The organism is Kitasatospora sp. NPDC059599, from assembly GCF_042735125.1.
Taxonomy (GTDB): domain Bacteria; phylum Actinomycetota; class Actinomycetes; order Streptomycetales; family Streptomycetaceae; genus Kitasatospora.
Genome location: NZ_JBHWCL010000217.1, coordinates 1 through 12,880 on the forward strand (window position 1 = coordinate 1; position 12,880 = coordinate 12,880).

Sequence of the window (12,880 nt, forward strand, 5' to 3'; positions counted from 1 at the left end):
GGGCACAGCCGTGCTCGGCCGCACCCAGGACCGCGGAGGCGCCCCGGGACAGGCCCCCGCCCGGGCAACGGACCGCGCTCCGCCCGCACCGCCCGCCCCACCGGGGTCTGCGCGCGGTGCCCACCGGGCCGAACGGCCCGAAGCCGAGAGCGGGGCCGCCCACCGGCGAGCGGGGCGGTCCATCGAAGAACGGGGCAGGCCACCGGCGCGCGGGGCAGGCCCGAGGTGCGGCCGGCCGGGTGGAGCGGGTGGTCGGCCGCTCGCACGGGGGCCCAGGATCGGGCGCGCCGGGAGGTGGCCGTCGACCGGGGCGCACCGTACGTCGCCTGCGGGCGAGGACGGGCACGGGAACGGGTTCACCCGAACACCTGCGGCCGGGGCCGTTCGGGCGCCCGGCCGTTGCTCGTCCGGAGTGCGAAACCGCCCCGCAGGGCTTAAGTCCTTTAACAAGACAATCCGGATGTCACCCGAACGTCCCGTTAGACTGCTAAGGACGCGTCAAGACCCCCTGTCGGGGATCCGGGCGTCACAGGGCGCGCCGGGAAGTCTGGTCGGCAACTGCACCACCCGTGTATCCGTTGCCGCTCCCAGCCCCTCAGGAGGTCCCCCGTGACCGACCAGCCGCCCGTCCACGAGCCGACGACCCGCCGCCGGCAGTTCCTCGGCCGGCTGCCACTGCCCGAGCGCGCCTTCATCACCGACGCCCTGCGCACCGAGACGGTCGGCGGCGTGCTGCTGCTGGGCGCCGCCGTCATCGCGCTGATCTGGGCCAACGTCTGGCCGCAGGCGTACGAGAGCGTGCTCGACTACACCGTCGGCCCCTCCGCCCCGCTCCACCTCGACCTCTCCCTGGCCACCTGGGCCCAGGACGGGCTGCTGACGATCTTCTTCTTCGTCGCCGGGATCGAGCTCAAACGCGAGTTCGTCGCGGGCGAGCTGCGCACGCCGAGCGCCGCGCTGCTGCCCGTGATCGCCGCCGTCTGCGGGGTCGCGCTGCCCGCGATCGTGTTCGCCGTGGTGAACTCCGGCAGCGGCGGGCACCCCGGCGGCTGGGCGATCCCGACCGCCACCGACATCGCCTTCGCCCTCGGCGTGCTGGCCGTGGTCGGCAGCCACCTGCCCTCGCCGCTGCGTGCCTTCCTGCTCACCCTGGCCGTGGTCGACGACCTGATCGCGATCCTGATCATCGCGGTCTTCTACAGCTCCGGCATCAAGTTCTGGGCGCTCGGGCTGGCCTTCGCCGGGCTGGTGCTGTTCTGGTTCCTGCACCGGCGCGGGGTGCACGGCTGGTACCTGTTCGTGCCGCTGGCGCTGGTCACCTGGGCGCTGATGCACGAGAGCGGCATCCACGCCACGGTGGCGGGCGTCGCGATGGGCCTGATGCTGCGCTGCCACCGGGAGGGCGACGAGCAGCACTCCCCCGGCGAGCACATCGAGCACCTGGTCCGCCCGCTCTCCGCCGGACTGGCCGTCCCCCTGTTCGCCCTGTTCTCGGCCGGGGTGACGATCTCCGGCCCGGCGCTGCGCGAGGTGTTCACCCAGGCCACCCCGATCGGCATCGTGGCCGGCCTGCTGATCGGCAAGTCGGTGGGCATATTCGGCGGCACCTGGCTGGCCGCCCGGTTCACCCGGGCCGAGCTGAACCCGCAGCTCAAGTGGGCCGACATGGTCGCCGTCTCGGTGCTCGCGGGCATCGGCTTCACCGTCTCGCTGCTCATCAGCGAGCTGGCCTTCCCGGACGACCCGGAACTCGCGGACCTGTCCAAGACGGCCGTCCTGGTCGGCTCGCTGCTCTGCGCGGTGCTCGCCACCGTGCTGCTGAAGCTGCGCAACCGGCACTACCGCGCGCTGTGCGAGGAGGAGGACCGGGACCTGGACGGGGACGGCGTCCCGGACGTCTACCAGGAGGACGACCCGGCGTGGCGGGCGCGGGTCTCGGAGCGGGCCCGGGCCTCCGAGGCGACCCGGCCGCTGCCCGGCGGCGGCCCCGAGGACTCCGGCGCCTCCGGCACCACCGACGCCTCCGGCACTACTGGCACTACCGGCACTACTGGCACCACCGGGAACCGGAAGGCCACCGGGGACCCCGGGAGTCCCGACACCTCCGGGACGGACCGCTGACGGTCCCTCCGGAAGCTCCGCACACCCGCCCCGGCCGCCTCCCGGAAGCCCCGCCCGGGAGGCGGCCGGTGGGCCCGCCGACGACCGCGCGCAGGCCTTCCCCGGCCGGGACACGTCCCTCCGGCGGGGCCCCGGAGTGGTGTCCGACTGACCGGTAGGGGCATGATTCTGAGCTGTCGACAATCCACTGACGCCTCCGGACCCCCACCGGCCCCGGAACCGCGGACCCGCGGGGCGTCACGCCGTACAGCCGCAGAGGAGAACCGCTGATGCCCGCAGGAACCGCAGACCCGTCCAGCAACGGCCGGGCGCCCTACGAGGGCGAGCGTTCAGTGGGGCAGCTGTTCGCGGCGGCCACCGCCGATCTGTCCGCGCTGGTCCACGACGAGATCGCACTCGCCAAGGCCGAGATCCGGGCGGACGTCAAGCGCGGCGTCTCGGGCGGTGTCTCGCTGGCGGTCGCCGGTGTGGTGGCGCTGTTCTCGATCCCGATGCTGAGCGCCGCCGCGGCCTACGGCATCCACGCGCTGGGCCTGTCGCTGGGCTGGTCCTTCCTCATCGTGGCCGGCGCCTACCTGCTGCTCGCGGTCCTGCTCGGGGTGCTGGCGTACCGCTCGTTCAAGAAGATCGAGCCGCCGCACCGCACCATCGAGGGTGCCCAGAAGACCGCCGACGTGCTGAAGAACGCCCGGCCGCGCCCGGCCACCAAGGAGGAGATCGACCGGGCCCTGGGCCGCATCCCGTAAGCGGTCGCCTCCGGGTGAGGGCGGTCCCGCCGCCGCGACGGCCTGCCGACGGCCCTGCCCACGGCCCTGGCGGCGGCCCCGGCAGCCCCACCGGCAGCCCCACCGGCGGCACTGACGGCGGGCACTGACGGCGGGCTCTGACACACAGCCGTCGTCGAGCTGACGGGCGGCCCCGACGACGGACCGTCAACGGGTCCCGTCAACGGAGCCCGCCGGCGGTACCGGGAGCGGACGGCTCCGGTCAGCCGCCGTGGCCCGGGCGGACCCGCCGACAGTGAGTGCCGGGCACGTGTCCGGCACGCGGATGTGACACGCTCTCGGTATGCCGCTTGACCAGAAGCCCGTGCCCGCGCAGCCGTCCGCCGATTCCGGCCCCGACTCCGGCCCCGGGCTCGTCCCCGGGGGCTCCGGCCCGGTCCCCGGGCGGGGGCCCGGCGAGGCGACCGCCGGGGCCGCCGCGACCTGGAGCATCCGGCAGTCCGGCCCGTGGACGCACCGCGACCTCGCGGCCAACGGCGCCCGCTTCCACATCGCCGAGCTGGGCTCGGGGCCGCTGGTGCTGCTGGTGCACGGCTGGCCCGAGTACTGGTGGGCCTGGCGCCACCAGCTGACCGCGCTCGCCGAGGCCGGCTACCGGGCGGTGGCGCTCGACCTGCGGGGCATCGGCGGCAGCGACCGCACCCCGCGCGGGTACGACCCCGGCAACCTCGCCCTGGACATCACCGGGGTGATCCGCTCGCTCGGCGAGCGCCGGGCCCACCTGGTGGGGCACGCCTCCGGCGGCACCCTGGCCTGGGTGGCTGCGGTGATGCGCCCGTCCGTCATCCAGAGCCTGACCGTGGTCTCCGCGGCGCACCCGAGGGACCTGCGCCGGGCGCTGCTGACCGACCGCCGCCAGTTCGCCGCCTTCGAGCACGTGCTGGGCTTCCAGCGGCCGTGGATACCGGAGCGCCGCCTGGTGGCCGACGACGCCGAGCTGGTCGGCCGCTACCTGGAAGCCTGGACCGGCCCGAACGGCCTGGACGAGGCCGCGGTGCACGCGTACCGGCAGGCGATCCAGATCCCGAGCACCGCGCACTGCTCGATCGAGCCCTACCGCTGGCTGCTGCGGTCGCTGGCGCGGCCGGACGGCATCCAGTTCGCACGACGGATGAAGAAGCCGATCACCGCGCCGACCCTGCACGTCCAGGGCGCGGCCGACCCGGTACTGCTCTCGCACACGGCGCTCGGCGGCGGCGAGTACGTGGCGGCGCCGTACCGCTGGCGGCTGCTGCCGGGGGTCGGGCACTTCCCGCACGAGGAGGCGCCGGAGGAGTTCACCGCCGAGTTGCTGGACTGGGTCGGGCGCCACAAGGAGTGACCTCGGGCGAGGCACCCGGGGCCGGACGTGTCATGTCACGGAAGGGCCTTCGGACCCAACTCCCGTGATGTTTCGCTCATATGACAACCGCATAGGCCAATTTCGGCACACCCCGGGCGATTACCTCCACCGGCCCAGGGGCATCCATTCCGGTATGAGTTGGATGCCCGATCGCGGCGCCGCCCCGCGCGGCCGACGCCAGAACAGCCCGCAGCGTTCCGCCCACCGCCCCGACCGGGCGGACGACCTCGGCTTCGACGGCCTCGACGGCAGTCGCCGCGCGGACCCGCGGCAGCTCGGTATCCCGCGCATCCTCGGCCGGCGCGCCCGCTGGGTGGGCGCACGACTGCGGCGCGAGACCTGAGGCCTCGCGCCGCGTGGGGCCGGTGACACCCGGCGACCGGGCGGGCCGTCGAACGGCCGCCCGGAACGCACCGCTCAGTTCGTGATCGGCGACACCGCGGTGAACCAGAGCAGGACGAAGGTCGCCACCGACATGATCGGCACCAGCACCTTGGTCTCGACGTCGTTGCCGCTGCGCTTGATCAGCACGACCTCGTAGCGCTCCTTGTGCGGCCAGAGCAGCGGCGCGCCCTTCTTGGTCAGGCAGTCGCCCAGCAGGTGCGCCAGCGTGCCCAGCGCCACCGCGTACGGCAGCCAGCCGGGCGAGTTGGGCATCCAGGTGTTCATCCCGAAGGTGCCCAGCGCGGACAGCCCGATGACGGTGATCCAGGCCTGCGGACCGTCGCCCGGCGGGCAGAGTCGCAGCGCCCTGATCGCCAGTGCCAGCAGGAAGAAGGTCAGCCCGAGCGTGAAGTTGCGGCCCAGGAAGGTCACGCCGGCCCAGGTGCCGGCGCCCATCAGCCCGACGAACAGCAGCGAGTGGGTGGCGTGCCGGTGACCGCCGGACGCCCAGGCCACGAAGCGGCAGAGCGCCTTGGAGACCGGGCCGAGGAAGTTGGCGATCGAGCCGTCGTGGTGGTCGAGGTCCGGCAGCAGGGCCGCACCCGCGCACAGCACCGTGCCCATCAGTATGTCCGCCGGCTGCAGCGTGGTGTGCAGCAGCAGCGGGGGCAGGAAGGGGGCCGACGCCGCGTACAGCATCGCCCCGCTCACCGCGTGCGAATGACCCATCATCGGACTGCCACGACCTCCCGTCGGGCCCACTCCGGGACGGCGCCCGGTTGAGCCGAACGGGTGAGCGCGGCCGAGGCTATCAGGGCGGGCTGACGGTACGACGGATATCGGACGCCGCGGCCCGGCGCGTCCCGGGCGGGGCCTCCCCGGACAGACCTCCCCCGGACGGACCGCCCCTGCGGGGCCCCGCCCGGGACGGCCCGGGACGGCCCGGTCAGAGCGCGCAGCCCTGGGTGTCCACCCGGGCGGTCGCGGTGCCGCCCTGCTGGGCGTCCTCGCGCACCTCGGCCGCGGTCAGCACGTAGCCGGTGTCGGCGCTGTCCAGGGATTTGGCGAACACCACGCCGTACACCTGGCCGTCCGGGGTGAGCAGCGGCCCGCCGCTGTTGCCCTGGCGGACCACCGAGCGCACCGAGTAGACGTCGCGCACCACCGGGCCGCGGTGGTAGATGTCCGGGCCGTTGGCCTGGATCCGGCCGCGGATGCGGGCCGGCTGGACGTTGAAGGCGCCGTTCTCCGGGAAGCCGGCCACGATCGCGCTGTCGTTGGTCTTCGCCTCGCCCGCGAAGGTCAGCGCGGGCGCGTTCAGCTTGGGCACGTCCAGGACCGCGATGTCGCGCTGCCAGTCGTAGCGGACCACCGTCGCGTCGTACAGCTGGCCGACGCCGCCGATCTGCACGGTCGGCTCGCTGACCCCGCCCACCACGTGCGCGTTGGTCATCACCCGGTGCGGGGCGAAGACGAAACCGCTGCCCTCCAGGGTCTTGCCGCAGGACGTCGCCGTGCCGACCACCTTGACCAGGCTCTGCTTGGCCCGCGCCACCGCCGGGCTGGCGGCCAGCGCCGGGTCCGGGGTGTCGACCTGGGTGATCGGCTCGTGCTCGAAGGGGTTGAAGACCTGCGGGAAGCCGTTGCGGGCGAGCACCTTGGAGAAGTCCGAGAACCAGTTCGGCGCGTCCGAGGGCAGCGCGTTCTGCACCCCGCCGAGGATCGCCGAGGAACGGACCTGCTTGGAGACCGTCGGCAGCGAGGCCCCGGCCAGCGCCGAGCCGATCAGCCAGGCCACCAGCAGCATCGAGACCACGTTCACCACCGCGCCACCGGCCGCGTCCAGCACCCGGGCCGGCCGGCGGTCGATGTGGCCGCGCAGCTTCCAGCCGAAGTGCGCGGTGACCGCCTGGCCGATCGCGGCGAAGACGATCACCACCACGACGGCCACCACCGAGGCCGTGGTGCCGGGGCTGAGGTGGTCGAGCAGCAGCGGCAGCAGCTCGACCGCCAGCAGACCGCCGCCGAGGAAGCCGACCAGCGACAGGACACCGACCACGAAGCCCTGCCGGTAGCCCGACACGGCGAATCCCACGGCAGCGGCGATCAGCAGCACATCCAGCACGTTCACTCCGACACCCTCCCACGGTCCGGTGGCCGGTCGCGCCGGCGGTCGGTCACGAGGCTCCGGCGTCGCCGCCCGGCAGCGCGCGGGAGTGTTCGAGGTCGCCCTGGACCAGGGCCAGCGCGTCGTCCGAGAGGTCGACGATCCGGGACGGGTCCCAGGGCAGCTCCAGTCCGCTGTGGTGCAGCACCCGGTCGATCACCCCGGCGGTGAAGCCCCACACCAGCCGGCCGGCGACCGCGAAGGCCGGGCCGACGTGACCGGAGGGGTGCCGCAGCCGCACCCGGTTCGCCGGGTCCGCCAGGTCGGCGATCGACACCCGGAACACCGCGCCGGTCTCGCCCCGGTCCACCGGACGCACCGGCGACTCCTCGCGCCACCAGCCGAGCACCGGGGTCACCACGAAGCTGCTCACCGGGATGTACAGCCGCGGCAGTGCCGCGAACACCTGCACCCCGGCCGGGTCCAGGCCGGTCTCCTCCCAGGCCTCGCGCAGCGCCGCCGCGATCGGGCCCGGGCCCTCCGGGTCCCCGTCCTCCGGATCGAGCGCGCCGCCCGGGAAGGACGGCTGGCCGGCGTGCGAGCGCAGCGACCGGGCCCGCTCGATCAGCAGCACGTCCGGCCCCTCCGGGCCCTCGCCGAACAGCATCAGCACGGCCGCCGCCCGGCCGCCCTCGACCGGCGGCAGGAAGCGGCTCAGCTGCTCCGGCAGCACCCGCTCGGCCGCCTCCCGGACCGGTTCCAGCCAGGCCGGCAGGTCGTCCCGCTCGATCCCGCGCGTGATCATCCGGCCACCGCCAGATCCGCGACCCGACCGTCGTGGCCGGCCGCGTCGGCCCGGGCGGCCGCCTCGCCGGGGAAGTCCGCCGGGGGCCTCAGCCGTTGCCCGGGCTGTCCGCCCATCTCGTACTTGAGCAGCGCGCGTGCCTTCTCCGGGTCGGTCTCCCCCTCGCCGTACGCGGGGCACAGCGGCGCGACCGGGCAGGCACCGCAGGCGGGCTTCCGGGCGTGGCAGATCCGGCGGCCGTGGAAGACCACGCGGTGCGAGAGCATCGTCCACTCCGACTTCGGGAAGATCTCGGCGACGACCGCCTCGACCTTCACCGGGTCCTCCTCGGCGGTCCAGCCGAACCGCCGGGCCAGCCGGCCGAAGTGGGTGTCCACGGTGATCCCCGGGACCCCGAAGGCGTTGCCCAGCACGACGTTGGCGGTCTTGCGGCCGACGCCCGGCAGGGTCACCAGGTCGGCCAGGCGGCCCGGCACCTCGCCGCCGAACTCGTCCCGCAGCGCGATCGAGAGGCCGATCAGCGACTTCGCCTTGTTCCGGAAGAAGCCGGTCGGCCGGATGACCTCCTCCAGCTCCTCCGGGTTCGCCGCCGCCATGTCCTCCGGCGTCGGGTACTTCGCGAACAGCGCGGGGGTGGTCTGGTTCACCCGCAGGTCGGTGGTCTGCGCCGACAGCACGGTGGCCACCAGCAGTTGGAAGGGGTTCTCGAAGTCCAGCTCCGGGTGCGCGTACGGGTACAGCTCAGCCAACTCGCGGTTGATCCGCCGGGCCCGCCGCACCATCGCCAGGTGCGACTCGGGCTTCCTCGGCTTCACGGCGGGCTTCTTCGCCGCCTTCTTCACCGCCGGCTCGGCCTTCGGCGTCGCGTTCCGGACCTTGCTCTCTGCCATGCACGAAGGCTACGCCGACCGGCGGGCGGGGCGGGCGTGATCAAGCGGAAGCGGGCTTGGCCAGGGCGTGTTGTCTAATGAAGTCTTCGCGTGGCGGTTACCTGACAGGGGGCGGGCTGATGATCAGGGTCCTGTTGGCCGAGGACATGAGCATGGTGCGCAGCGCGTTGATGGCGCTCCTCGCCTACGAGGACGACCTGGAGGTCGTCGCCGACGTGGACCGCGGGGACCTGGTGCTGCCGACCGCGCTGGAGGTGCGGCCGGACGTCGCGGTGCTGGACATCGACATGCCCGGGCTGGACGGACTGCAGGCGGCCGCCGAACTGCACGAGAAGCTCCCGGAGTGCGGGACGCTGGTGCTCACCGGGCTGGCCCGGCCCGCCTACCTGCGCAGTGCGCTCTCCGCCCACGTGCTGGGCTTCCTCGGCAAGGACGCCCCGGCCGAGGAACTGGCCGCGGCGATCAGGAAGGTGGCCGCCGGCGAGCGGGCCGTCGACCCGGAACTGGCCCTGGCCGCGCTGGGTGCGCGCGAGAACCCGCTGACGCCCAGGGAACTGGACACCCTGCGGCTCGCCGCGCAGGGGGCCTCCGTCACCGAGATCGCCGCCCGGCTCTTCATCTCGCCCGGCACCGCCCGCAACCACCTGGCCGCCGCGGTGTCCAAGACCGGGGGGCGCAGCCGGGTGGACGCGATCCGGATCGCCGAGGAGATGGGCTGGCTGTCGGTCGGGCCCCGGCTCGGCTGACGCCCCGGGCGGGCCTGCGGCCGCCCGTTCAGCGGGCTCCCGCCGGGCGCCGCCAGTGGCCGGTGAGGTCGCGGTAGAGGGCGGAGCTCGTCAGCAGTTCCTCGTGGCTGCCAGCGACGGCGTCGGTGCCGTCCATGACCAGGACCCGGTCGGCCCGCAGCGCCGAGCTCATCCGGTGGGCGATGACCAGCAGGGACCCCCGGCGGCGGGCGAACGCCTCCTCGGCCCGGGCCTCCGCGGCCGGGTCCAGGTGGCAGGTCGCCTCGTCCAGGACGACCAGGTCGGCCGGGGACAGGTAGGCGCGGGCCAGCGCGATCTGCTGGCGCTCGCCGGCCGAGAGCGCGTCCGGCGCGATCTGCGCCCCGCGGCCACCGAGGCGTTCGACCAGTCCTTCCAGCCCGATGGCGGCCACCGCCCGGTCCACGTCCCCGGGCCCGGCGTCGGAGGCGAGGTACCGCAGGTTCTCGTCCAGGGTGCCGGTGAAGACGTACGCCTCCTGGGGGATCAGGACGCGGTGGCGGGCGAGTTCGGCGGGGTCGGCGGGCAGCGGGCGCCCGCCGAGGCGCACCTCGCCGCTGGTCGGCCGGAGCAGTCCGGCGATCAGACCGGCCAGGGTCGACTTCCCGATCCCGCTCGGCCCGACCACCACCAGGTGCTCCCCCGGACCGATCGTCAGGTCGAGGTCGCGGACCACCGGCTCGGCACCGGGACCGTAGGCGAAACCGACCTTGCTCAGCTCGACGCCGTACGGGCCGTGCGTGCGCCCCGCGGGCCCGGGCGCCGGGGCGGCGGGCTCGGGCGGGGTGGACTCCAGGATGCGCCGCAGGGTGACGGCCAGCCGTACGCCGCTGCCGCCCAGGCCCTGGACCAGGGTCTGCAGGGCGGGCTGGAGCCCCTGCGTGATGTAGGTGACGGAGCCGAGCAGCCCGCCGGCCGTCACACCGTGGCCGGTCAGCCAGGAGGCCGTGGACAGCAGCAGGACCAGCGGGAGCCAGCCGCCGACGGCCAGCACCAGGGTCCGGTCGGCGGTCAGGCGGGCGACCCGCCGCGCCGCCAGCGCCTGCCGCTCGACCGCCGTCGAGAGCCGGTCACCGGTCCACCGCTCGGCACCGGCCGCGGTCACGTCGCGCAGGCCGCCGATCACGGCGCCCGCCTCGGCGGCGAGGCGCTCGTCGGCGAGCAGCAGCTCCCGCTGGGCGTCGGTGGTGCTGCGGAGCATCAGTGCCAGCAGGCCGGCGGCGGCCAGCAGCGGCGGCAGCACCACGACCAGGACCAGCGGCTCCAGGAAGCACATGCCCAGCAGGGCGCCGCCGACGCTGAAGACGAACCGGCGGACGACCATGGTGATCCCGGCGTACGCCTCGCGGACGATCTCCACCTGCTGGGTCAGCCGGGCGACGCCCGCGGTGTCGGGGCGGCCGGGGGCCGTCCGCGCCGCGTGCAGTCCGCCGGTGACCACCCGGCGGACCAGGTCGTCCCGCAGCGGTTCGACCAGGGCCGCCAGCCGCGGGTAGACCTGGCGGGTCGCCCAGGCGCCGACGAAGACGGCGACACCGAGCAGGGCCAGGTAGGCCATGCCGACCCCGGGGCGGCCGGCGCCGAAGCCGGAGTCCACCGCCCCGGCCACCAGGCGGCCGGCGGCGAACCCGGGCAGTGCCTCGACCGCCGACCACAGCGCCAGCCGGACGACCACCCGCGGACTGCGGCGCAGCGGGGCGAGGAGTTCGGTCCGGAGGGAGACCTCGGGTGCCCGGTTCACCTGCTCACCTCGGCGGGGCTGGGGCGGGCCGCGTCGGGCCCGGCGCCGTCGGCGGGGCGGTCCTCGCCGGCGGGGCGGTCCGCACCGGCCGGGAGGTCCTCGCCGGCGGGCGGATCGGGCCGGAAGACGGCCCGGTACTCGGGCAGGGCCCAGAGCTCGTCGTGCGGGCCGATCCGCCGGATGCCGCCGCCGTCCAGCCAGGCCACCAGATCGCAGCGGGCCGCGGTGGAGGCCCGGTGGGCGACGATCAGGCGGGTACGGCCGGCCAGTTCGGTGGTGAGCGCGGTGCTGACCTCGAACTCGGTCACGGTGTCCAGGCTGGAGGTCGCGTCGTCGAGCACCAGGACCCGGCCCCGGTGCGCGAACGCCCTTGCCAGACCGATCCGTTGGGCCTCGCCACCGGACATCGGCACGTCCCGCAGGTCGGTGCGGTAGCCGTCCGGCAGGCGCTCCACGAAGGCGTCGATGCAGGCCGCCGCGGCGGCCCGGGAGAGCCTCGGCCGGTCCGCCTCCGCCACGTCGTCGAGGGCGATGGCCTCGCCGACCGTGCGGCCCAGCAGGGCCGGGCGCTCGAAGGCGTACCCGATCGCGCCGCGCAGTTCCTCGCGCGACAGCTCGGGCAGCGGCACCCCGTCGAGCAGGACGGTCCCGCCGTGCGGGTCCGTCAGCCTGCCCGCCACCGCGGCGAGCAGGGACTTGCCGGTGCCGGAGCGGCCCACGATCGCGAGCGAGGTCCCGCCCGGCACCGTGAGGTCGACGCCGTCCAGCAGGGCCCGTCCGTCCACCCGGACGGTGACCCCGCGCAGTTCGAGCCGGCCGGGGCCGGACGGGAGCGCCCGGACGCCGTACACCGTGGCGGGCTCCGCGAGCACCTCCCGGATGCGTCCGCCGCCGGCCCTGGCGCGGGCGAGCCGGCCGAGGAACATCGCGGTCATGCCGAGGCCGGTGCCCAGGGCGGCGTACCGGGAGGCGGCCAGCATCTCGCCCGGGGTGACCCGGCCGGCGGCCAGCCCGAAACCGGCCACCGACAGCACCGCGACATCCAACAGCGGTGCCAGCAGGGCGCTTTGGGAGGCCACCCTGGTCTGCGCCCGCCAGAAGCCGTGGCCCAGGCCGCTCAGTTCGGGGAGCGGGCGCAGCACGCGCTCCGCCTCCCGGTCCGTGGTGCCCGCCGCCGCGATGGTCCGCATGCCGCCCAGCGCCTCGACGAAGCCGGCCGCGATGGCGCCCTGGACCTTCTGGTAGCGGGTGATCAGGGCGGACATGTCCTGGGCGTAGGAGCGCAGGAAGTAGACCAGGGCGGGCATGCCGACCAGGAAGGTCAGGGCCAGCCAGGGGTCGATCAGCCAGAGCGCGACCACGCTGGTGAGGGTCGGCAGGACGGAGAGCGCCGCCCAGACGGCGGCCTCTGCGGCGGCGCCCGCGTCGGCGGCGCCGCCGATCAGCCGGGCGGTGAGGTCGCCGGGGTCGAAGCGGGCGGTGGCCCGGCCGCCGAGGGTGAGCAGGTGGGCCAGCTGGGCCCGGCGCAGCCAGGCCGTGCCGGCGGCGGAGCTGCGGCCCGCGGCGAGGTCGGACAGCACCTCGCAGACGATGAACACGGCGATCACCGCCGCGCAGGTGGTGATCCGCCCGTCGTCCGGCCGGCCGGACATCGCGCTGTCCACGGCGGAGCCGACCACCGCGGGCAGCAGCACCTGGGCCAGAACGCTGCCGAGGGCCGCGAGCACCAGGAGGACGGCCCAGCCGCCGCCGCGGCGCACCGCGCTCAGCAGCAGCCGGTCGGCGTCGCGGCCGATCGCCGGCTCGGTGCGGCCGGCCGCCGCCGGGGATTCGGTCGTCACTCTGCCCCTCCGGGTCGTCGCGGTCGTGCGGGTGGAGCCGTGAAGCGCGCTGGCCTCCCGGTCCGGGGCGGGATCCCGCCCCGGACCGGGAGGCCTAGCC

At 74.9% G+C, this 12,880-nt stretch carries 11 protein-coding genes; 5 read left to right on the plus strand and 6 right to left on the minus strand.

Annotated elements, in window-relative coordinates; genetic code table 11:
- Positions 1-609: 609 nt before the first annotated feature.
- From nhaA to ACFV04_RS41190, 4 genes are all read left to right on the plus strand, one after another.
- Positions 610-2,121, plus strand: coding sequence for a Na+/H+ antiporter NhaA (gene nhaA, locus ACFV04_RS41175; RefSeq protein ID WP_380536216.1), 1,512 nt, complete (start codon positions 610-612; stop codon positions 2,119-2,121).
- A gap of 269 nt (positions 2,122-2,390) precedes the next feature.
- Entirely contained in the window at positions 2,391-2,867 is a 477-nt protein-coding gene (locus tag ACFV04_RS41180) for a phage holin family protein (protein ID WP_360253566.1), read from the plus strand.
- Between the two features lie 322 nt (positions 2,868-3,189).
- Positions 3,190-4,227 (plus strand): alpha/beta fold hydrolase, encoded by a 1,038-nt coding sequence (locus ACFV04_RS41185; RefSeq protein WP_380346388.1) that lies wholly within the window; start codon positions 3,190-3,192, stop codon positions 4,225-4,227.
- Positions 4,228-4,381: 154 nt separating this feature from the next.
- On the plus strand, positions 4,382-4,591 hold the full coding sequence (locus ACFV04_RS41190) for a hypothetical protein (RefSeq protein ID WP_360253570.1): 210 nt from the start codon (positions 4,382-4,384) through the stop codon (positions 4,589-4,591).
- Positions 4,592-4,665: 74 nt separating this feature from the next.
- On the opposite strand, the gene ACFV04_RS41195 is transcribed toward ACFV04_RS41190, so the two are convergent.
- The 4 genes from ACFV04_RS41195 to nth all read right to left on the minus strand — a co-directional run bounded on the left by ACFV04_RS41195 (position 4,666) and on the right by nth (position 8,326).
- Entirely contained in the window at positions 4,666-5,364 is a 699-nt protein-coding gene (locus ACFV04_RS41195; RefSeq protein ID WP_380346384.1) for a metal-dependent hydrolase, read from the minus strand.
- Positions 5,365-5,578: 214 nt separating this feature from the next.
- Complete coding sequence (locus ACFV04_RS41200) at positions 5,579-6,763, minus strand: MarP family serine protease (RefSeq protein ID WP_380346382.1); 1,185 nt, start codon at positions 6,761-6,763, stop codon at positions 5,579-5,581.
- A 46-nt stretch (positions 6,764-6,809) separates the two neighbouring features.
- Positions 6,810-7,544 carry an NUDIX hydrolase gene (locus tag ACFV04_RS41205; RefSeq protein WP_380346380.1) on the minus strand — a complete coding sequence of 245 codons (735 nt, stop codon included), beginning with the start codon at positions 7,542-7,544 and terminating at the stop codon, positions 6,810-6,812.
- The gene (gene nth / locus ACFV04_RS41210) at positions 7,541-8,326 is read right to left on the minus strand and encodes an endonuclease III (RefSeq protein WP_360253890.1); all 786 of its coding nucleotides are present in this window, start codon (positions 8,324-8,326) and stop codon (positions 7,541-7,543) included. The genes ACFV04_RS41205 and nth overlap by 4 nt, the downstream gene beginning before the upstream one ends.
- Before the next feature lie 227 nt (positions 8,327-8,553).
- Between nth and ACFV04_RS41215 the strand changes: the two genes are divergently transcribed.
- Positions 8,554-9,180 carry a DNA-binding response regulator gene (locus tag ACFV04_RS41215; protein WP_380346378.1) on the plus strand — a complete coding sequence of 209 codons (627 nt, stop codon included), beginning with the start codon at positions 8,554-8,556 and terminating at the stop codon, positions 9,178-9,180.
- 28 nt (positions 9,181-9,208) lie between these two features.
- On the opposite strand, the gene ACFV04_RS41220 is transcribed toward ACFV04_RS41215, so the two are convergent.
- Together ACFV04_RS41220 and ACFV04_RS41225 are read right to left on the minus strand one after the other, a co-directional pair.
- Complete coding sequence (locus tag ACFV04_RS41220; RefSeq protein WP_380536219.1) at positions 9,209-10,939, minus strand: ATP-binding cassette domain-containing protein; 1,731 nt, start codon at positions 10,937-10,939, stop codon at positions 9,209-9,211.
- Positions 10,936-12,780 carry an ABC transporter ATP-binding protein gene (locus tag ACFV04_RS41225; RefSeq protein ID WP_380536221.1) on the minus strand — a complete coding sequence of 615 codons (1,845 nt, stop codon included), beginning with the start codon at positions 12,778-12,780 and terminating at the stop codon, positions 10,936-10,938. The genes ACFV04_RS41220 and ACFV04_RS41225 overlap by 4 nt, the downstream gene beginning before the upstream one ends.
- Positions 12,781-12,880: the final 100 nt, after the last annotated feature.

Coding starts and splice junctions, on each gene's coding strand:
- ACFV04_RS41215 (WP_380346378.1), top strand. CDS start 8,554: ATGATCAGGGTCCTGTTGGCCGAGGACATGAGCATGGTGCGCAGCGCG.
- ACFV04_RS41180 (WP_360253566.1), top strand. CDS start 2,391: ATGCCCGCAGGAACCGCAGACCCGTCCAGCAACGGCCGGGCGCCCTAC.
- ACFV04_RS41205 (WP_380346380.1), bottom strand. CDS start 7,544: ATGATCACGCGCGGGATCGAGCGGGACGACCTGCCGGCCTGGCTGGAA.
- ACFV04_RS41190 (WP_360253570.1), top strand. CDS start 4,382: ATGAGTTGGATGCCCGATCGCGGCGCCGCCCCGCGCGGCCGACGCCAG.
- ACFV04_RS41185 (WP_380346388.1), top strand. CDS start 3,190: ATGCCGCTTGACCAGAAGCCCGTGCCCGCGCAGCCGTCCGCCGATTCC.
- ACFV04_RS41195 (WP_380346384.1), bottom strand. CDS start 5,364: ATGATGGGTCATTCGCACGCGGTGAGCGGGGCGATGCTGTACGCGGCG.
- nth (WP_360253890.1), bottom strand. CDS start 8,326: ATGGTGCGGCGGGCCCGGCGGATCAACCGCGAGTTGGCTGAGCTGTAC.